General features: G+C 61.4%; 19 protein-coding genes. 7 read left to right on the plus strand and 12 right to left on the minus strand.

Translation table 11 applies throughout. The features are described from left to right. Positions 1 to 3: 3 nt before the first annotated feature. Positions 4 to 960, minus strand: coding sequence for a LysR family transcriptional regulator (locus tag AB4N33_RS02300; protein ID WP_460122667.1), 957 nt, complete (start codon positions 958 to 960; stop codon positions 4 to 6). Between the two features lie 111 nt (positions 961 to 1,071). On the opposite strand from AB4N33_RS02300, the gene AB4N33_RS02305 reads away from it, so the two are divergent. After that, positions 1,072 to 1,821 carry a sulfite exporter TauE/SafE family protein gene (locus AB4N33_RS02305; RefSeq protein ID WP_460122668.1) on the plus strand — a complete coding sequence of 250 codons (750 nt, stop codon included), beginning with the start codon at positions 1,072 to 1,074 and terminating at the stop codon, positions 1,819 to 1,821. Here the strand turns inward: AB4N33_RS02305 and AB4N33_RS02310 are convergent. Then, complete coding sequence (locus AB4N33_RS02310; RefSeq protein WP_460122669.1) at positions 1,811 to 2,659, minus strand: LysR substrate-binding domain-containing protein; 849 nt, start codon at positions 2,657 to 2,659, stop codon at positions 1,811 to 1,813. The genes AB4N33_RS02305 and AB4N33_RS02310 overlap by 11 nt on opposite strands. Positions 2,660 to 2,755: 96 nt before the next feature. Here AB4N33_RS02310 and AB4N33_RS02315 point away from each other — a divergent pair, with 96 nt between their 5' ends. Beyond that, entirely contained in the window at positions 2,756 to 2,971 is a 216-nt protein-coding gene (locus AB4N33_RS02315) for a DUF1127 domain-containing protein (RefSeq protein WP_368559069.1), read from the plus strand. 64 nt (positions 2,972 to 3,035) lie between these two features. Next, on the plus strand, positions 3,036 to 4,265 hold the full coding sequence (locus tag AB4N33_RS02320) for a winged helix-turn-helix domain-containing protein (protein ID WP_476456323.1): 1,230 nt from the start codon (positions 3,036 to 3,038) through the stop codon (positions 4,263 to 4,265). 109 nt (positions 4,266 to 4,374) lie between these two features. Here AB4N33_RS02320 and AB4N33_RS02325 read toward each other — a convergent pair whose 3' ends face one another. Further along, a complete protein-coding gene (locus AB4N33_RS02325) occupies positions 4,375 to 5,721 on the minus strand; it encodes a class II 3-deoxy-7-phosphoheptulonate synthase (RefSeq protein ID WP_476456324.1) in 1,347 nt (448 codons plus the stop codon). Between the two features lie 138 nt (positions 5,722 to 5,859). Here AB4N33_RS02325 and AB4N33_RS02330 point away from each other — a divergent pair, with 138 nt between their 5' ends. Further along, positions 5,860 to 6,615, plus strand: coding sequence for a spermidine synthase (locus AB4N33_RS02330; protein ID WP_460122674.1), 756 nt, complete (start codon positions 5,860 to 5,862; stop codon positions 6,613 to 6,615). 144 nt (positions 6,616 to 6,759) lie between these two features. On the opposite strand, the gene AB4N33_RS02335 is transcribed toward AB4N33_RS02330, so the two are convergent. Further along, on the minus strand, positions 6,760 to 7,551 hold the full coding sequence (locus tag AB4N33_RS02335; RefSeq protein WP_476456325.1) for a crotonase/enoyl-CoA hydratase family protein: 792 nt from the start codon (positions 7,549 to 7,551) through the stop codon (positions 6,760 to 6,762). 414 nt (positions 7,552 to 7,965) lie between these two features. Here AB4N33_RS02335 and AB4N33_RS02340 point away from each other — a divergent pair, with 414 nt between their 5' ends. Beyond that, the gene (locus AB4N33_RS02340) at positions 7,966 to 9,639 is read left to right on the plus strand and encodes a DEAD/DEAH box helicase (protein ID WP_460122679.1); all 1,674 of its coding nucleotides are present in this window, start codon (positions 7,966 to 7,968) and stop codon (positions 9,637 to 9,639) included. A gap of 230 nt (positions 9,640 to 9,869) precedes the next feature. On the opposite strand, the gene AB4N33_RS02345 is transcribed toward AB4N33_RS02340, so the two are convergent. The 8 genes from AB4N33_RS02345 to minC form a co-directional block, all read right to left on the minus strand. After that, a complete protein-coding gene (locus AB4N33_RS02345; protein WP_476456326.1) occupies positions 9,870 to 12,026 on the minus strand; it encodes a mechanosensitive ion channel family protein in 2,157 nt (718 codons plus the stop codon). Positions 12,027 to 12,104: 78 nt separating this feature from the next. Next, positions 12,105 to 12,281: a hypothetical protein gene (locus AB4N33_RS02350; protein ID WP_460122683.1), complete on the minus strand. Its 177-nt coding sequence runs from the start codon at positions 12,279 to 12,281 to the stop codon at positions 12,105 to 12,107. A 188-nt stretch (positions 12,282 to 12,469) separates the two neighbouring features. Then, entirely contained in the window at positions 12,470 to 13,759 is a 1,290-nt protein-coding gene (locus AB4N33_RS02355) for a M18 family aminopeptidase (protein ID WP_460141315.1), read from the minus strand. A gap of 75 nt (positions 13,760 to 13,834) precedes the next feature. After that, entirely contained in the window at positions 13,835 to 14,935 is a 1,101-nt protein-coding gene (locus AB4N33_RS02360; RefSeq protein WP_476456327.1) for a hypothetical protein, read from the minus strand. Between the two features lie 49 nt (positions 14,936 to 14,984). Beyond that, positions 14,985 to 15,620, minus strand: coding sequence for an RluA family pseudouridine synthase (locus AB4N33_RS02365; RefSeq protein ID WP_460122688.1), 636 nt, complete (start codon positions 15,618 to 15,620; stop codon positions 14,985 to 14,987). Between the two features lie 181 nt (positions 15,621 to 15,801). Next, positions 15,802 to 16,056 carry a cell division topological specificity factor MinE gene (gene minE / locus AB4N33_RS02370; protein WP_027620024.1) on the minus strand — a complete coding sequence of 85 codons (255 nt, stop codon included), beginning with the start codon at positions 16,054 to 16,056 and terminating at the stop codon, positions 15,802 to 15,804. A gap of 3 nt (positions 16,057 to 16,059) precedes the next feature. Next, positions 16,060 to 16,872 (minus strand): septum site-determining protein MinD, encoded by an 813-nt coding sequence (gene minD, locus AB4N33_RS02375; RefSeq protein ID WP_007974946.1) that lies wholly within the window; start codon positions 16,870 to 16,872, stop codon positions 16,060 to 16,062. A gap of 202 nt (positions 16,873 to 17,074) precedes the next feature. Next, a complete protein-coding gene (minC, locus tag AB4N33_RS02380; RefSeq protein ID WP_460122692.1) occupies positions 17,075 to 17,812 on the minus strand; it encodes a septum site-determining protein MinC in 738 nt (245 codons plus the stop codon). Positions 17,813 to 17,930: 118 nt separating this feature from the next. On the opposite strand from minC, the gene AB4N33_RS02385 reads away from it, so the two are divergent. Further along, positions 17,931 to 18,863 (plus strand): lipid A biosynthesis lauroyl acyltransferase, encoded by a 933-nt coding sequence (locus tag AB4N33_RS02385; protein WP_476456328.1) that lies wholly within the window; start codon positions 17,931 to 17,933, stop codon positions 18,861 to 18,863. A 108-nt stretch (positions 18,864 to 18,971) separates the two neighbouring features. Beyond that, entirely contained in the window at positions 18,972 to 20,144 is a 1,173-nt protein-coding gene (locus AB4N33_RS02390) for a patatin-like phospholipase family protein (RefSeq protein ID WP_476456329.1), read from the plus strand. Positions 20,145 to 20,278 lie beyond the last annotated feature (134 nt).

Below are 20,278 nucleotides of genomic sequence, written 5' to 3' on the forward strand. Positions count from 1 at the left end.
GACCTAATGTCGGTCGAGGTTGCGCTGCAAGGCCAGATCCCACGGCGGGACAGGGCTGAATCGGGTTTTCAGGTATTCCAGCAACAGGCGACTGCGTGTGTTGGATTGCTGTTCCAGGCGCAGGGCGTAGATCCCCGTCGTTTCTGGTGCTGGCAATCCGTTGTCGCAAAACAGCGGTAGCAACTCACCGCGCAGCAGGTACTCGCTGGCCAGCCAAGTGGGTAAGTGGGCAATCCCCAAACCGGCGAGCGCGCCGCACACCAGCGCCTCGGCATTATTGGCGCTCATGCGGATGCGCGCCGGGCGGTGCAGATGCAGTTGTCCATCTCGCTCGAAGCGCCAGGCGAACGGCGGGGCCAGGCCATCCCAGTCGAGCCCGTCGTGTTCGATCAGTTGCGCGGGGTCGGTCGGCATGCCACGACGTTTCAGGTAGTCGGGGCTGGCGCACGCAATACGCACCATGCTTGCCAGCGGTGTGGCGACAAGGCGGGTATCGGCCATCTGTCCGGCACGCAGCACCAGATCGACTTTACCCAGGTTTAACCCCTGCATGTCGACAAAGCTGTCGATCAGGTGCAGTTGTACGTCGAGGCCGGGGTATAGCATGAGAAAATCTGCAATCACGGGCGCCAGATGGCGACGCCCGAATGCGGCGGGGGCATCGATGCGGATCAGGCCTTCCGGCGCGCTGCTCAGGGACACGGCTTCGGCGCGGGCCAACTGCAACTCCGCCACAATCCGTCGCGCCCGTTCAGCAAAGGCAAGTCCAGCGGGTGTGGCGCGCACGGCATGGGTGCTGCGGATAAACAATTGGCTGCCAACAGCGGTTTCCAGGCTGTCGATGCGCCGTGCCACCGCCGACGGCGTCAGCGGATGACGGCGGGAGGCCGCAGAGAAGCTGCCCGTTTCAAGGACGTCGAGAAAAAGCCCGAGTTGCCCGGTCAGTTGCGTGGGGTTCATGTGTCACTTTTGCTTGTGCGAATTTGGCACAGCCATTGTGCGCTGCTGTGCGTTTCCCCGCCATCGTTGACTGCGTAGGATGAAAGGCCTGTGCTAATAGGAAATCCCTTCGTGATCGAGTTTTTGTTGTACGTCGTTTTTGGCGCCGCCCTGGGCACTCTGGGCGGGTTGTTCGGCATCGGTGGAGGGTTGATCGCCATCCCGCTGCTAGGCGTTTGGTTTGGGCTCGACCAGCAGATGGCCCAGGGAACGGCGCTGGTGATGGTCGTACCCAACGTGATGCTCGCGCTGTGGCGCTATCACCAGCGCAACCGCATCGAGTTGCGCCACGCGCTGCCACTGGCGTCGATGGGCTTCTGTTTCGCCTGGCTCGGCTCGATCTGGGCGGTAGGGGTTGATGCGCAAACCATGCGCATCGGCTTTGTGGCGTTCCTGGTGGCGCTGTCGGTTTACAACTTGATCCGCATGTTCGCGGCCAGTGCACCGGCTCAGTCGCAGATGAACTACGCCTGGCCTTGGCTGGGTGTGCTCGGCGCGGCATCCGGCACCATGGGCGGGCTGTTCGGCGTGGGCGGGGCGGTGGTGGCGACGCCAGTACTGACCAGCGTGTTCGGCACCACTCAGGTGGTGGCCCAGGGTTTGTCGCTGGCGTTGGCTTTGCCGAGTACCGGCGTCACGCTGGTGACTTACGCGGTACACCATGAAGTGGACTGGACGATCGGCGTGCCTTTGGCCATTGGTGGTCTGATGAGCATCAGTTGGGGCGTGAAGGTTGCCCACGCGTTGCCGGAGCGGTTGTTGCGCGGGCTGTTCTGCGGCTTCCTGGTGCTGTGCGCGTTGATGCTCGCGTTTAAAGTTTGAAGCCTTCGACAATGTGCTCGGCCAGGCACTCGGTGATCGGTGACGGATTATGCAGGTTGCGCAGGAGCATGATGCTCGCCTCGGGCAGCTCAGGCAGGCCTTCTGCCTCGCCCAGGATGCGCATGTCGGGCGTAATCAGGCTTTCCAGTTGCGCGGTGATGGCGAGGCCGGCGCTGACCACGGCCATGATTGCCGACAGGCTGGAGCTGTTGTAGGCCACCCGATAATCGCGGCCCATGGCGTCCAGCGCATTGCACGCCCACAGGCGGCAGAAGCAATCACTGTTGAACATTGCCAGGGGCAGGGGAGTCTGCTCGTGGGCACTGAAGCACTGTGCTTCGGCCCAGACAAAACGCTCCTTGCGCAACAATTGGCCGATTTCGTTGCCCGGTTCGCGGGTGACGATGGAAAGATCGAGGTCCTGGCGCAGCAGCAATTGTTTTGATGATTCGCAGTGCACCTCGATCTGGATCAGCGGGTAGGACTGGGCAAAGCGCCGCAGGATGCCGGGCAGAAAGCGCATTACATAATCGTCGGGCGTGCCGATGCGTACCGTGCCGACCATGTGCGGCTCGCGCAGGGTATTGAACACTTCGCTGTGCAGCTTGAGGATGCGCCGGGCATAACCGAGCAGCACCTGGCCTTCGGCAGTCAGCCTCACCTGGCGCCCATCACGCTGGAACAATTGACGCTGCAAGACATCCTCTTCCAGCCGCTTCATCTGCATGCTCACGGCCGATTGCGTGCGGTTGACCAGTTCCCCCGCGCGGGTGAAACCGCCCTGATCAGCGATGGCGACAAAGGTGCGCAGCACTTCCGTGTCGATACTCGGGTACATTCATCAATCTCCGAGATGTGTTGCATAAGAAACATTCGTTGGATTGATCTTAGCCCTGGCGAGACACTTGAGCCATCCCAAACGGAGGGCAACAAGATGAAAGGTCAAAAAGGTTATGCCGAGGTTGAAAAACATTCCATCCATGTGGTGTCGGACCTGCTGCACAAGATCAGCCGCTGGTACGAGTTGCACCGCGAACGCGAGTTGCTGGCCGGCATGAGCGACGAGGCGTTGAAGGACATCGGGCTCAGTCGTGCGGATGTCGAGCATGAAGCCATCCGCCCATTCTGGGATGACCCGATGCACAAATGAGCCATCTACACCTACACAAAACCTCTCCCCGTGGGGTAGGTTGCGAGCAGACAAGGAGATGCCCATGCCCGCAACGCTGTCCTTTTCCATCAAGCAGGCTCGCCGCCTGGCGCTGGCCGCCCAAGGGTTCAACGGGCGCCAGCCGCCGGCGGTGGTCAAGCCTGCCCATGTCAATCGCGTGATCGAACGCCTCGGTCTTTTGCAGATCGATTCAGTCAATGCGCTGGTGCGTTCTCACTACCTCCCGCTGTTCTCCCGTCTAGGCCATTATTCCTCCGATGTGCTCGACCAGGCCGCCTGGAGTTCGGGCCGGCGCCGCACGCTGTTCGAATACTGGGGGCACGAGGCTTCCTTGCTGCCGCTGTCGATGTACCCGTTGATGCGCTGGCGCATGCAACGTGCTAGCCGTGGCGAAGACATCTATCAGCAACTGGCGCGGTTCGGGCGCGAGCAGCAGGACACCATTCGCCGGGTCATGGCATCGGTGGAGGAGCTCGGCGCGCTGGGCGCCGGCAGTCTGTCGACCCGTGAGGAGCGGGCGGGGCCCTGGTGGGACTGGAGCGCGGAAAAGCACGCGCTGGAATGGCTGTTCGCTGCCGGCGAAGTCACCGTGGCCGGGCGGCGTGGCTTTGAGCGGCTATACGATCTGCCGGAACGGGTGATTCCTGCGGCGATCCTGCAGCGGCCGCTGCTGACCGAAGAGGAAGCGCAACGCGCGCTGTTGCTGCATGCGGCCAATGCCTTGGGTGTGGCGACAGAGAAGGATCTGCGCGATTACTTTCGCCTCAATCCGGGCGATGCGCGTCCGCGCCTGGCCGAGCTGGTGGAGGCGGGCCAATTGCAGCTTTGCGAGGTGAAGGGATGGCAACGGGCGGCGTATTGCCTGCCTGAACCGAAAGTACCGAGAAAGCTTGAAGCGAGCGCCTTGCTCTCGCCATTCGACTCGTTGATCTGGGAGCGCAGCCGCACCGAGCGCCTGTTCGATTTCCGTTACCGACTGGAGATCTACACGCCTCAGGAAAAGCGGGTCTACGGCTATTACGTGTTGCCATTTTTGCACAACGAACGCATTGCTGCGCGGGTCGATCTGCGCGCCGAGCGGGCGCACGGGCGCCTGGCGGTGCATGCCGTGCATGAGGAAGAGCCGGGGCTGGACGAGGCGGGGATGTGGGCGTTGGCCGTGAATTTGCGGCGCATGGCTGATTGGCTGGGGTTGGAGCGAGTGCAGTTGAATTGTGTGCGGGTGAGTGCGGATCGGTTGCGGGGGCCATTGGCTCAGATTGGCGGTGTCTGAACCAGCCTCATCGCGAGCAGGCTCGCACAGGGATTTTTGGTGTTCACTTAACCTGTGGGAGCGGGCTTGCCCGCGATGACGGCCGAATAGGCAATGATGTTTTACCTATTCACCGCCGAACCTGTTTTAAAGTCTCGGCAATCAGGAACGCCAACTCCAGAGACTGATCGGCATTCATCCGCGGATCACAATGGGTGTGGTAACGGTCCGACAGGCCATCCTCGGTAATCGGCCGCGCACCGCCGATGCATTCGGTGACGTTCTGCCCGGTCATCTCGATATGAATGCCACCGGCGTAGGTGCCTTCGGACTCGTGCACCTGGAAGAACTGTTTTACCTCGCCAAGGATCTGCGCGAAGTCACGGGTCTTGTAACCACTGCTGGCCTTGATGGTGTTGCCGTGCATCGGGTCGCTGCTCCACAGCACCTGTTTCCCTTCGCGCTGCACCGCACGGATCAACGCCGGCAGATGATCACCGACCTTGTTCGCGCCCATTCGCGCGATCAGGTTCAGGCGCCCCGGATCGTTGTCCGGATTGAGCACGTCGATCAGGCGGATCAGGTCCTCGGGGTCCATGCTTGGGCCGACCTTGACGCCGATCGGGTTGTTCACCCCGCGCAGGAATTCGACGTGAGCACCATCGAGCTGACGGGTACGGTCGCCGATCCACAGCATGTGCGCCGAGCAATCGTAGTAATCGTTGGTCAGGCTGTCGCGGCGCACGAACGCTTCTTCGTAGTTCAGCAGCAACGCTTCGTGGGCGGTGAAGAAACTGGTTTCGCGCAGTTGAGGCGAACTGTCCATGCCGCAGGCACGCATGAACGCCAGTGTTTCATCGATGCGGTCGGCCAAGTGGCTGTATTTCTCGGCCAGCGCGGAGTTGGCGATGAAATCCAGGTTCCACTTGTGCACCTGGTGCAGGTCGGCAAAACCGCCCTGGGCGAAGGCGCGCAGCAGGTTCAGGGTGGCAGTGGACTGGTGGTAGGACTGCAGCAGTCGCTCGGGGTCCGGTACGCGGCTTTTTTCGTCGAAACCGATACCGTTGACGATGTCGCCACGGTAGGCCGGCAGGGTCACACCGTCGAGAGTCTCGTCGTTCGCCGAACGCGGCTTGGCGAACTGGCCGGCCATGCGACCGACCTTGACCACCGGGCAGCCGGCGGCAAAGGTCATGACGATGGCCATTTGCAGCAGCACTTTAAAGGTATCGCGGATTTTCGCGGCGGAGAACTCGGCGAAGCTTTCGGCGCAGTCGCCGCCCTGCAACAGAAACGCGCGACCCTGGGTCACTTCGGCAAACTGACGGCGTAATTCCCGAGCTTCCCCGGCAAACACCAGTGGCGGGTAGCTGGCCAGGGTCTGCTCGACCTGGCGCAGGTGCGCCGCGTCGGGGTAGAGGGGTTGTTGCTGGATCGGCAGGGCGCGCCAGCTGTCAGGGCTCCAGGGTTGGCTCATCACGGTCTCGGTTGTCATTCGCTCGGGCGTTCATGGTATCAGCAAATTAGTGCGTGACCTGTTCCCGTCGCTTCGCCGACAATCGCGCCTTTGCCGTATTTATCGCGTCGCCTGGCCGGGTGACGATCGGGAGACGAAATGACTGAGGAGCGCGTCGAGCATCTGCTCGCCGAGGTGCAGGACGAGTTTGGCGTGATCCGTGTACTGGAAGTGGCCGATTACCGTTTTCTCGAGTTTGGCGATGCCATTGAGCAGAGCTGTGTATTCACCGCCGATCCGAGCTGGCTCGAATACGATTACACCCGGGCGATGCTGATCGGCGCTCTGTGTCATGAGCAACCGGAGAGCGCGCTGTTCCTGGGTCTTGGCGCTGGCACTCTGACCCAGGCCTGCCTGAAGTTCCTGCCGCTGGAAGACGTCGAAGCCATCGAATTGCGCCCGGACGTGCCTCGACTGGCCATTGAGTACCTCGGGCTCGATGATGATCCGCGCCTGTACATCCGTGTCGGCGATGCGCTGCAATTGCTGGAAACCGCCGAGCCTGCAGACCTGATTTTTGTCGACCTTTACACCGATGTCGGGCCGGGCGTCGGCCATCTGGCGTGGAATTTCCTGGGGGATTGCCAGAAGCGCCTGAACCCGGGCGGCTGGCTGGTCATCAACCAGTGGGCCACCGACGATGGCAAACCGTTGGGTGCGGCATTGCTGCGTGGACTTTATCACCGCCATTACTGGGAGTTGCCCGTGAAGGAGGGCAATGTGATCCTGATCGTGCCTTCGGAGCTGGATCAGGAACTGGACATGGACGGCCTGATCGCCCGGGCCGAAGCGCTGGCTCCGCGGTTGGGGTATTCGCTGGAATCGCTGATCAAGGCGATTCGGCCGGCTACATAAGTGGGCTTGACTGGCCTCATCGTCGGAACGCCGCCCGGACCAAGCCCGCTCCTACAGGGGGAATTGTGAACACGATCACTGTGGGAGCGGGCTTGGTCCGGGCGGCGTTCCGACGATGGGGCCAGAACTGACACCCACCACAATCTAGACCCCTTTGAACACCCCAGCCCGCCGCTCCACCATCGACCGCACCCCCTCCCGGGCATCCTCGCTTTCCAGCAGCTTCTTCGCCAGCGCAGGTAATTCCTTCGCCGCGACCGTCTCCCCCTCATACCGCGCCTGCCGCGCCGACATCAGCGTTGCCTGAACCCCCAGCGGCGCCTGCCGGGCGATGCGTTGCGCCAATTCAATGGCGCGCGGCAGCAGATCTTCGCTGGCCATGACTTCCTGCACCAGGCCCAGGTGCAACGCCTCGTGCGCGTCGAATTCATCGCCGGTCAGCAACCAACGCATGGCATTGCCCCAGCCAGCCACCTGATGCAGGCGCAGCGTTGCGCCACCGAATGGGAAGATCCCGCGCTGGACTTCTTTCTGGGCGAAGCGGGTATTGCTCGCACACAGGTTGATGTCGGCCGCCAGCATCAGCTCGATGCCGATGGTCAGGCAATAGCCTTGAACAGCGACGATCACCGGTTTGCTGACCCTCGGCCCGGCGAACACGCCCCAGGGATCGCAACCACCGGGCGGCGCCTGCCAGCCTTTGGCCAGGTCCGGGGTGGCGCTGAGGAGGTCGAGACCGGCGGTGAAGTGCTCGCCATGGGCAAACACCACGGCCACCCGCGCTTCGTTGTCGGCCTCCAGTTCACCGTAGGCCAGGCTCAGTTCGTTGAGCAGGTCGAGGTCGAAGGCGTTGCGTTTGGCCACCCGGTCGAGGCCAATCAACAGGACATGGCCGTGGCGCTCACGGGTGACACGACTGCGGGCAGGCTGGTTCATGGGCACTTTCCTCGCGGGAGGCATTTGGGGGAGGGGCGGCGTGATGGGGGTGAAACGTTTTAGCCTTAGCGCCGCCAAGGCCGGGCCTTTGAAAAGTAGACCGCCGTCAGATAATCCGCAAAGTCTGTGACACAACGACGAATCCGTCAGTTTTCCGACAAATAATCCTCCCATTCCGAGCGAATTCCGGTATAGTGCGCGCCGGCCTTTAACCGGGCCGCGTTTTGGTAGCGCAACTCGAAGCCAGCTTCGGCTGCACGTCCGCCTTGCGGGCTCTTCCTTGACGTTTCTTTTTTCATTCATACGTTTTCGCAAATCCCCGCCGACAAAGCTGCCAGGGCGACTCTTGAGTCTCAACACGGCATGCGCAGCTTTGGAGCATGGGTCTTTGCGGATGCACTTAGAGGCAGACCCATGACCCAGGAAATCGGCGGCTTCGCCGCTCTTGAACTTCATCCCAATATTGTCGCTGCAGTAGTCGCTACCGGCTATGAAGAGCCTTCGGCCATTCAGCAGCAGTCGATCCCGATCATCCTCGCCGGTCACGATATGATTGGTCAGGCGCAAACCGGTACCGGTAAAACCGCTGCCTTTGCCCTGCCTATCCTGCACCGCATCGATCCGTCCAAGCGCGAGCCGCAAGCTCTGATCCTGGCCCCAACCCGTGAGTTGGCGCTGCAAGTTGCAACCGCTTTCGAAACCTACGCCAAGCAAATGCCGGGCGTAACTGTTGTGGCTGTCTACGGCGGCGCGCCGATGGGCCCACAATTGAAAGCAATCCGTAATGGCGCACAGATCGTTGTCGCCACACCGGGCCGTCTGTGCGACCACCTGCGTCGCGACGAAAAAGTGCTGCAGACCGTGAACCACCTGGTTCTCGACGAAGCAGACGAAATGCTCAAGCTGGGCTTCATGGACGACCTGGAAGTCATCTTCAAGGCCATGCCGGAAACCCGTCAGACCGTACTGTTCTCGGCGACCTTGCCGCAGTCGATCCGTGCCATCGCCGAGCGTCACCTGCGCGATCCAAAGCACGTGAAGATCCAGAGCAAAACCCAGACCGTTACCGCGATCGAACAGGCTCACCTGTTGGTTCACGCCGACCAGAAGACTTCTGCCGTTCTCAGCTTGCTGGAAGTGGAAGATTTCGACGCGCTGATCATGTTCGTGCGTACCAAGCAAGCGACCCTGGACCTGGCCAGCGCCCTGGAAGCCAAAGGCTACAAAGCCGCTGCGCTGAACGGTGACATTGCCCAGAACCAGCGTGAGCGCGTGATCGACTCCCTCAAGGATGGCCGTCTGGACATCGTTGTGGCGACCGACGTTGCCGCTCGTGGCCTGGACGTTCCGCGCATCACTCACGTGTTCAACGTCGACATGCCGTACGATCCTGAGTCCTATGTTCACCGTATCGGCCGTACCGGCCGTGCCGGTCGCGAAGGTCGTGCATTGCTGCTGGTGACACCTCGCGAGCGTCGCATGCTGCAAGTGATCGAGCGCGTGACTGGCCAGAAGGTTGCCGAGGTTCGCCTGCCGGACGCCCAGGCCGTTCTGGATGCGCGTATCAAGAAACTGACCAACAGCCTGTCGCCGCTGGTGGCTGACGCCGAGTCGACCCATGGTGATCTGCTCGATCGCCTGACCGCCGACATCGGTTGCAGCCCGCGTGCCCTGGCCGCAGCCCTGCTGCGCAAGGCTACCAACGGTCAAGCGCTGAACCTGGCCGCTATCGAGAAAGAACGTCCGCTGGTGCCGAACAGTGCCCCGCGTGGTGATCGTCCCGAGCGTTCCGGTGATCGTCCTGATCGTGGTGATCGCGAGCGTCGTGCGCCAATGCCTTTGGGCGAAGGCCGTGCTCGCTGCCGTACCGCGCTGGGTGCGCGTGATGGCATCGCTGCCAAGAACCTGCTGGGCGCCATCCTTAACGAAGGTGGCTTGGCGCGTGAGGCCATCGGTCGCATCCAGGTACGTGACAGCTTCAGCCTCGTCGAGCTGCCGGAAGATGGTCTGGAGAAGTTGCTGACCAAGCTGAAGGACACTCGCGTTGCCGGCAAGCAGCTCAAGCTGCGTCGCTACCGCGAAGATTGATCCGCCCTAGGGTTGATTGATCGAACGTAAAAAATCCCCGACTGGTTCGGGGATTTTTTATGCCTGTATTTTGCGTTTGGCACATCCCCTGTAGGAGCGAGCTTGTCGAGGCGTCGAACCGTCGCGATGGAGGCTCAGGCACCGCAGGGCATCAGGCAGCCTGCGTCATCGTTGACGACCATCGCGACGGTTCGACGCCTCGACAAGCTCGCTCCTACAGGTAATGGGGGTTATTCGGTGACTTGGCCGCCCCCCGCCGTCACCACCTGCACGCTCATGCGTGGCATCGCCAGGTCCAGGCCGGCCTCGTCCAGGTGGCGTTTGAGCGACAGGTTGAAGGCGCGGGAAACCTCCCATTGCTTGATGGGTGCCGTCTTGAACCGGGCGCGAAGGATCGCGTTACCTGACTCGAAACTCTCCACGCCCTGGATCTCCAGCGGCGACCAGATATTGCGCCGTTGCAGCGGGTCGTTGCGCATCTTCTGGCCAACGTCGCGCATCAGCTTGATCGCGTTGTCGATGTCCATGTTGGCCGGGATCGCCACGCGGAAAATCGCATAGCCGAACTCCCGCGAGTAGTTCTTGATGCTCTTGATTTCGCTGAACGGGATGGTGTGGACGATGCCGTCGATGTCCCGCAGGCGCACGGTGCGGATGGTCAAGCCCTCGACGGTGCCCAGGTGGCCGCCGACATCGACGTAGTCGTCGATGGCCAGGGAGTCTTCGATGATGATGAACAACCCGGTGATCAGGTCGGCGACCAGCGACTGCGCGCCAAAACCGATGGCCAGGCCGATCACGCCGGCACCGGCCAGCAGTGGCGTGACGTTCATGCCCATGTTCGCCAGTGCGACGATCAGCGCCACGATGAAAATCGCCACGAACAGCACGTTGCGGATCAGCGGCATCATCGTCTGCGCCCGCGCGTTCGCCAGGCCCTTGCGAGAGCGGGTCAGGGCGTGGTGGACCGCGGTGTCGCTGAGAATCCAGATCAGCCAGGCAAAGATCAACGTGCCGCCCAGGCTGAACAACTTGACGCTGACTTCATGGCCATCACCTTCAGTGAACGCAATCAGCGACATGCCCCAGACCCGCAGGCCGAGTTCGATGAATGCCAGCCACACCAACAGATGCGCGAGCGTGTAGAAAAACCCCTTCAAGCGCTCGGAGTACAGCGCATGACGCTTCAGTCCTCGTTGCGGTTTCTGCGAGTGACGGCGCACCAGTCCGTTGATGACCATGCACAGCACCAGCAGCACCGTGCAGATCAGCGACTGGCGCAGTGCGGTGCTGGTGTCGCCGGCCGAAAGGAACGTGGCGAACAGTGAAATGGCGACCAACACAAGGGCGGGCACGTACCAAAAGGTACCGAGAATATCGATGGTGTCGCTGAGGGCGCGTCGTGTCAGGCGCCGTGACAGCGGCTGGTTGCGGATCAGGTGGGCGATGGGGCGGCGGAAGCGGAGGATGAACAGCCCGGTGGACAGAGCGGCCATCACGTTTGCGACGGTGGCCGCGCTGTGTGCCAGGTGGCTGCCGAGGCTGGTGACCAGTCGAGGGTCGTTCAAGGCTTCGCCGAAGGCGGCAAAGCTGCCGATCAGCCAGAGCGGGCGAAAGGCCTGATGGCGCAGGATGTACAAGGCGCGATGGCGATGCGGGCCATCGAGCAGGGAGAAGGCAATGACGCAGATCGCCGAAAAACAGGTGCCGACCACCAGTGCATAGGCCAGCACCATCGCCAGGCTTTTACCCAGCGATGAGGGCAGCGCGTAGCTCATGTACACGGTGATCACCAGGGCAATCATCCAGGGGCCGAGTTTGCGCAGGGCAAAGCGCAGCATGTCGAGGGCCCTGGGGTGTTGCGGCAGTTCCTCGGTCAGGCCAAAGCGCATCCGCACTCGATGACTCAGCCAGATCAGCGCGGCAGCCAGCAGGCTCCACAGCGCCAGGATCATGGCGAAGGCAAAGATGATCGGCAGCCATTCGTTGGCCGGCAGTATCAGCGCTTGCAGTTCGTCATCGGCCAGGGAGAACTCCCTTGTCCAGCGGGTGATCGGGCTGTCGGCACCGGAAAACTGTTGTTCGAAGCGGTTCAGCGTGCCACCGATCAAGCCAAGCACACCTTCTTCGCTGGCCGGTTGGGCTTTTTTGGTGGCGTCGCGCAGCTTTTTCAGGTCGGCCAGCAGTTTGGCGCGTTGCTGGTCGTTTTCCAGCGATTTGATGACCTCGTCCAACGACTGGCCGAGGGGTTCCTGCGCCTCGGGCTGGGCGGGTGTCGAACTGCTCAGCAGGCTCGGCAGGCCGGCGGCCTGGACGGGCACTACCGGTAAGAGCGCCAGCAGGCAGACTAGGAAAAGGCAGGGCAGGGCGAGCAAGCGAGCGAACACTGGGCGGTCAACCTCCAGAAAAGCAGATCAACCGAGTGTACGAGCCCGCCAAAGCCAATGCGAGTCGAGGGCGAGGATTTATTCGTTGATTTTGACGAGGATCTTGATGACCACCGTGGCGAGGATGGTCAGCATGCCGATCCACATGGCGAACACGCCAGCATTTTTGTCGCGAAAGTTGAAGCCTACCGCCAACAGGATCATCCCGGTGATGATAGGAACCAGCATGGCGTGGAACGCAGACAACGAGATCATGGAGGACTGCCTTGTCGTGGGTGATATTAAAAGTCTAGGCGGGTTTCGTGTCACCTGTAGGAGCGAGCATGCTCGCGATGGTGGCCCAGACACCGGGGGGTGTCAGATTGCCCACGTTATCGTTAACGACCATCGCGACGGTTCGACGCCTCGACATGCTCGCTCCTACAGGGGTGGTGTTTACCGGGTTACGGTAGCTCCTGACTCGCATAAAACGCACTGAGCACCTTCACTAGGTGCGCCAGGTCATGACTGCCGCACAACTCGCGGATCGAGTGCATGGCAAACGTCGGCAGGCCGATGTCCACGGTGCGTACGCCCAGGTGGCTGGCAGTGATCGGGCCGATGGTCGAGCCGCAGCCCATGTCGCTGCGCACCACGAAACTTTGCACCGGCACTTCTTCGGCCATGCACAGGTGGCGGAAGAATCCGGCGGTTTCGCTGTTGGTGGCGTAGCGCTGGTTGCTGTTGACCTTGATCACCGGGCCGGCGTTGAGTTTCGGGCCATGGTTGGCGTCGTGCTTGTCGGCGTAGTTGGGGTGTACACCGTGGGCGTTGTCGGCCGAGACCAGGAGCGATTTCTGAATGGTGCGCACGAACTCGTCACCTTCGGGCAGCAGGCGACGCAGGGTCTGTTCGAGCATTGGACCGTCCGCACCGCACGCGGAGCATGAACCGACTTCTTCGTGGTCATTGCACACCAGCACGCAGGTTTCGTCAGTGTCGGCGGTGAGCAGGGCTTGCAGGCCGGCGTAGCATGACAACAGGTTGTCCAGGCGTGCGCCCGCGATGAAGTCACCATTGAGACCGATGACGGCAGCGCTCTGCGTGTCGTAGAAGCTCAGCTCGTAATCGAGCACCACGTCGGCGTTCAGGCCGTGTTCCAGTGCCAGCTGATTGGTCAGTACCGCGCGGAAGTCCACTCGCTCGTCGCCGGCAAATTGCGCAAGCACCGGCGGCAATTCGGTCTGGGCGTTGATGGCCCAGCCCATGTTGGCTTCACGGTTGAGGTGAATGGCCAGGTTCGGAATGATCGCGATCGGCGCCTTGAAGTCGATCAGTTGGCTTTCGACCTTTCCATCGCGGCGAAAGGTCACCCGGCCGGCCAGGGACAGGTCGCGGTCGAACCACGGTGCAAGCAGTGCACCGCCATAGACTTCGACGCCCAGTTGCCAGAAGCCCTGGCGTTGCAGTTCCGGCTGGGGCTTGACCCGCAGGCACGGGCTGTCAGTGTGGGCGCCGACCATGCGAATGCCGCCGTAGAGCGCTGATTGGCGCCCCATTTTTACGGCGACGATCGAGGAGTCATTGCGGGTGACGTAGTAACGGCCGTTGGCTTCGGTGCTCCAGGGCTCGCGTTCGTCAAGGCGCTGATAGCCCGCCGCTTCCAGACGCTGAACGAGGCTGGCAGTGGCATGGAATGGGGTAGGGGAGGCCTTGAGGAAATCGATCAGGCCTTGGTTCAACTCTTCGCGCATAAGTAGCTCCAGACAGCAATGGCGCCAGTTTAACGCATTGGCCTGGAGCTTTGGGCGTGGTCTTCACCCAACGCATCAACCCCTGTTGACGATCCGCTTTTTCAGGTAAGCCATGATGATCTGCTCATCCTCGGGCTTTTGCGGTCGCGGCAATTGCTGCGGCCATTTGTCTTGATGGGAGCGCAGAAGCGCTTTTTGTCGGGCTCTGTCCCAGCGCAGGATTTCCCGCGAGGCCGATTCCCACCATTCGTGGCGGCAAGCGGCGTAGTACGGATCCTCGGGCACCGCGCTGCCATACAGCAGGTCGCGACCGATCTTCTTCAGCGCGCCTTTGTGCTTGCGCACTTTCCATTTGATTTTCAGGCGCTGCCAGGCGGTCGGATACGGCTTGATACGGGGAACATCGCGGCACCATTGCACCAGTTGCGGGCTGAATTGTTCGCCATGCTGCGCAAAGAAGAACCTGTGCATTTCATGGAAAAAGCGTTTTTCCGCGAAGTAGTGATAGATGTGCTTGTTCGCCTCGCGCACTGGTTTGTCGCGCATGGCGAATGACAGGGCGATCTGCTCGATGGTGTGGACGTCGAATTCACCCCGAGTCCATTCGTCGATGTAGCGGATCGAATCTTCCAGTAATGGCGCATCGGTATCGGTCAGGCCGCAGAGCCCGCTGTTGTACAGTTTGAAGCCGGTGTTTGCGCTGACGCCGTGCGCATGCAGGCACTCGCCGAGCTTGTGGTATTCGGGGCGCTCGCAGACCTCTTGCCATTGGTACTCCAGGCAGTCCATCAGGTACTGCCCTGGCTGGATCTGGCTGAAGATCAGGTTCGGGTCGCGCAGGAACAGCGTGTCGGTGTCGACGAACAGGGTTTTTTCCGCCAGGTGCAGGCCTGCCGCCATGGCGCAGGCCTTGCGGCGATGGTGATAACCGTTTTCGCCTTGCCACCGGGCCAATATCTGCGGGGTCAGGGTGATGGTCTCGACTGGCCAGCCTGCATAGTCCTGCGGGCGATCCGTGAGGATCCTGATGCTCGGCAGCTTGCCGCTCTTTGCGTGGGACAGCGCCGTCAAAATGCTGAACTTGGCTTCGCGCCGGTAAACGGCCTGGTCCCCGTAGATCAGATACAGCAACTGGTTTTGGGTTTTCCTGACGGCAGGGAAATCAGTGCAACTCATTCTTGAATATTCCTTTTGCTAAAGCGAACAACGTCACGACAGGCAGTGCTCAAAACGGTGCTGGGCACTCGAAACGCAAGCGTTCGCCCGTTTGCGGGTGAGTGAAGCTGAGCATGCTTGCGTGCAGGCACAGTCGCGGCCATGCAGCCAACGCCTGCTCATGGGCATAGAGCCCGTCGCCCAGCAACGGGTGACCGATAGAGAGCATGTGCACGCGCAACTGGTGGGAGCGGCCGGTGATCGGCGTCAGTTCCACCCGGCACCAATCGCCGCAGCGCTCGAGAATGCGCCAGAAGGTCAGGGCGTGTTTGCCCTGCTCGTGGTCCACCACGTGGCGTGGCTTGGTGGGGGGATCGTAGCGCAAGGGCAGGTCGATGCTGCCGCTGTCCAGTTCCGGTTGCCCCCAGCAAAGCGCAGTGTAGGCCTTCTCTGTTTCGCGATCGTGAAACTGCCGTGACAGTTCGCGATGGGTGTCCGGGTCGCGGGCCAGCAGGATAATGCCCGAGGTTTCCCAGTCCAGTCGATGGACGATGCGAGCTTCGGGGTAGCCGTTTTCCTGCAGGCGGGTGATCAGGCAGTCCTTGTTGTCGTCGGCCCGGCCAGGAACGGACAGCAACAGGGTCGGTTTATCCACCACCAATACGGCGGCGTCCTGATGGATGATACGGATGTTGGACAGCGGCATTAAAACAGTCTCGTAACAAACGCCAACGGCGGCTCAGGCTCTCGAAGCATTCATGTGGGAGCGAGCCTGCTCGCGAGGGGTGTCAGTTGATTCAGCACTGACTGATACACCCTCGCGAGCAGGCTCGCTCCCACGCAAAAGCCCGAAAGGCCTGAGCCGCCGTGGCTCCAGCCAGGTCGACTCAGCGATCTGGCAGGGTGATATTGAGCTCCAGAATCGAGCAGCTACCCTGGTTCTCCAGGGCGACATGCACGTCATCGGACCCGATATTGACGTACTTGCGGATCACCTCCACCAATTCCTTCTGCAAGGCGGGCAGGTAGTCCGGTGTACTGCGTTGGCCGCGTTCATGCGCCACGATGATCTGTAGACGCTCTTTCGCTACCGACGCGGTGCTTTGCTTTTTGTTGGCACGAAAGAAGTCAAAAAGGTTCATTGCTTAGTTGCCTCCAAACAGGCGCTCGAAGAATCCCTTCTTCTGTACATCAAGGAATCGATGGTCCACGGTCTTGCCCAGCAGGCGGTCAACGGTATCGCTGTAAGCCTGGCCGGCATCGCTCTGGTCGTCGAGAATCACCGGCACGCCCTGGTTGGAGGCCTTGAGCACCGCCTGGGATTCCGGGATCACGCCGAGCAGGGTCACCGAAAGGATTTCCTTGACGTCTTCTACACCGAGCATTTCGCCTTTGCTCACACGCTCCGGGTGGTAACGGGTGATCAGCAAATGTTCCTTGATCGGGTCTTCACCGCGTTCGGCGCGACGGGACTTGCTGGCCAACAGGCCGAGCATGCGGTCGGAGTCACGTACCGATGACACTTCAGGGTTGGTCACGACGATCGCCTCATCGGCGAAGTACATGGCCAGGTGGGCGCCTTTCTCGATGCCGGCAGGGGAGTCGCAGACCACGAACTCGAAGTCTTCCTTGAGCTGCATCAGGACTTTTTCCACGCCTTCGACAGTCAGCGCGTCTTTGTCGCGAGTCTGACTGGCGGCCAGTACGTAGAGGTTTTCCAGGCGTTTGTCTTTGATCAGGGCTTGTTGCAGGTTGGCTTCGCCGTTCACCACGTTGACGAAGTCATACACCACGCGACGCTCGCAACCCATGATCAGGTCGAGGTTACGCAAGCCGACGTCGAAGTCGACGATTACAGTCTTGTGGCCGCGCAGTGCGAGGCCGGTACCGATAGCAGCACTGGTGGTGGTCTTACCCACACCACCCTTGCCGGATGTAACCACTAGAATCTTGGCCAAGGTGTTTCACCCCTAAGGAAAAAGGACTTCTGGTCCCTGAAAAACATCTCTTGAAAAAAACGACTACAGTCGGACAGCCTTGGCTGGAATCCGGTCCTGGCCGCGCTTACCGTTGGCAAACACTGGTTTTGACCATTTTCCTACTTCGTTTGAGCCGTTTTCGCTACGTTTTAGAGATGCTTGGAAAATGCGGCAGTATCCGTTAAAGCCGAATGATGTTCAACACATCACCGGACAGGCTGACCTGAACACCCGAACCCCACAAAGGATCGCGGCGCAGATCTTCCGAAACCTTGTAATGGCCGGCGATGGAGATCAGCTCGGCGGTCATCTGCTGACAGAAAATCCTGGCCTTCGTATCACCTTTCACGCCAGCCAGCACGCGACCACGCATCGCGCCGTATACATGGATGTTGCCATCGGCGAGAAGTTCCGCCCCCGGGCTGACCGAAGAGATCACGACCAGGTCGCTGCCCTGGGCATAGATCTGCTGGCCGCCACGTACTGGCGAAGTGATGACTTTGGTCGGTTTGATCGAAGGCTCCGGCGGTTTTTCCGGTTTTTTTGGCGCGGCGACTTCCTGTGGGTCCAGTGCACGCTCACGAGCGCCGGAGGGTGGCAATACCGGCAGGTCGACGGCAATGGCCGCCGCGATGTCTTCGATGCGGCTGGCGCGGATGGCCAGGGTGCGCAGCCCATGCTGGCGGCAAATGCGCATCAGGCCTGGCAGATCGACCGTACCTTCGCCGGCCGGGAGTTTGTCCAGTGCCAGGACCAGCGGCGCGTTACTGAAGAAACCGGGCGCCTGGGCGACCTTGGCGGCCAGTTGCCGATCGAGGCTGTCGAGGTCGTTGCGGGCCAGTTCCAGCACGGTAATGGCCAGCATGCTGCCCTTTAACTGGAACACGGGATCCTGGTCTTGCGATTCGATTTGGCTCATGGTCGGCATACAACGGCTTGTCGCTAAAAGTGCCGAGACTTATAACGAGAACGCTCGCCAGCCGCAAGCCGGGTCGAACGATGTAGAATGCGCGGCCACTGTCTTTGCGGAACATTTAATGGATCGCCCGAGTTTTAAAAAAACATTTCTGATGCCGCGTTTCTGGCCGCTGTGGTGCGGCCTGGGACTGTTGTGGCTGATCGTCCAATTGCCTTACCCGGCGTTGCTGTTCATTGGTCGCGTGCTGGGGGCCCTGATGTATCGCGTGGCCGGTGACCGGCGGAGTATTGCACGACGTAATCTCGAGCTGTGCTTCCCGGAAAAGTCCGCCGCCGAGCGCAAGCGCCTGCTCAAGGAGAACTTCGCGTCGACTGGCATTGCTTTCTTTGAAATGGCCATGAGCTGGTGGTGGTCGCGCGAGCGCCTGGCAAAACTCGCCCATGTGGAAGGGCTTGAGCACCTGCAAAAGGCCCAGCGCGAAGGCAAGGGCGTGATCCTGATGGCTGTGCACTTCACCACCCTTGAAATCGGCGCGGCGCTGCTGGGGCAGCAGCACACCATCGACGGCATGTACCGCGAGCATAAAAACCCATTGTTCGATTACGTACAGCGCAACGGGCGCGAGCGCCACAACCTCGACTCGCTGGCCGTGGAACGTGAGGATGTGCGCGGCATGCTCAAGCTGCTGCGGGCTGGCCGGGCGATCTGGTACGCACCGGATCAGGACTACGGCGCCAAGCAGAGCATCTTCGTGCCGTTGTTCGGCATCCAGGCCGCGACGGTGACCGCTACCAGCAAGTTTGCCCGGCTGGGCAAGGCCCTGGTGGTGCCGTTCACCCAGGAGCGTCTGGCGGACGGCAGCGGTTATCGACTGGAGATCCATCCACCGCTGGAAGGCTTCCCCGGCGAGACCGAAGAAGAGGACTGCCTGCGCATCAACCAGTGGATCGAGGGCGTACTGCGCGATTGTCCGGAGCAATACCTGTGGGCGCACCGCCGTTTCAAGAGCCGCCCACCGGGCGAGCCCAAACTCTACGCCAAACGCGATTGACCTTGCGTCCCCTGCAGGAGCGAGCACGCTCGCGATGGACGACAGACACCGCGGGGCGTCTGGCTGTATGGCAAGTAACATCCGATCCCGCCACATGGAGTGTTGTGAATGAGTCGAGGCGAACCGGTTACAGGCTTGATCCTCTCCGGCGGCGGATCTCGGGCGGCCTATCAGGTCGGAGTGCTGGCGGCCATCGCCGAACTCCTGCCGTTGGGTGCCGACAACCCGTTCCCAGTGATCGTAGGCACCTCCGCCGGGGCAATCAACGCGGTCAGCCTGGCCAGCGGCGCGACTGATTTCCGTAGCGCCATCGAGCGCCTCACTGCCTTCTGGCAGGGCTTTCGCAGCCATCTGGTCCTGCGCAGCGACTGGCCGGGAGTGATCCGCCAGGCCAGCCGTTTTGTAGGGCACAGCTTATTGGGCCTGGGTTCCCAGGTCCCGGTGGCGTTGCTCAACAGCTCGCCGCTGCGTGACTTGCTCAACGACAAGCTGCACATGGGCGGCATCGCCGAGTCCATCGCGCAACAACAATTGAAAGCCGTGGCGGTCACCGCTTTCGGTTATGAGTCTGGCCAGGCGGTGACCTTTTATCAGGGCGGCGGCACCATCGACGCCTGGCTGCGGCATCGGCGGATCGGCGTGCCGGCGCAATTGTCCGTGGAGCACTTGCTCGCCAGTTCAGCGATCCCGCTGCTGTTCGCCCCGGTGAAGATCGGCGAAGAGTTTTTTGGCGATGGCGCGGTGCGCCAGTCGGCGCCGATCAGTCCGGCCCTGCACCTGGGTGCCAGTCGCGTGCTGGTGGTGGGGGTGAGCGGCAACCCCCGGGGCGTCGATCCCGACCAACCGCTGCAACGCGCCTACACCGGGCAGCAACCCACCCTGGCGCAGATCGGCGGGCACATGCTCAACAGCACGTTCATTGACAGCCTGGAAAGCGACATCGAACTCTTGCAGCGCTTGAACCAGTTCAGCCACCTCATGCCCGATGGCACGCCGGTGCGCACGCTGGGGGTGGCGCCTGTAGAGGTGTTGGTGATTTCCCCGAGTCAGCCGATCGATGAAATCGCTGCACGTCACCGCCAGGAAATGCCAGCGGCACTGCGCCTGTTCCTGCGCGGTCCGGGGGCGACGAAGACGAGTGGGGCAGGGGTGTTGAGTTATCTGTTGTTCGAGGCGGGGTATTGCAGCGAATTGATCGACTTGGGACGGCGCGATGCGCTGGCCAAGAAAGATGAGTTGTGCAGGTTTTTGGGGTTGCCTGAGCCGGTTCTATCGGCCTGATACCTGCGGTGCGGCCATCGCGACGGTTCGACGCCTCGACAAGCTCGCTCCCACAGGGAACGACGCAGATCCTGTAGGAGCGAGCTTGTCGAGGCGTCGAACCGTCGCGATGGTCGTCAACGATGACGCGGGGC

The sequence above is a fragment of the Pseudomonas sp. S1_E05 genome, assembly GCF_056337105.1.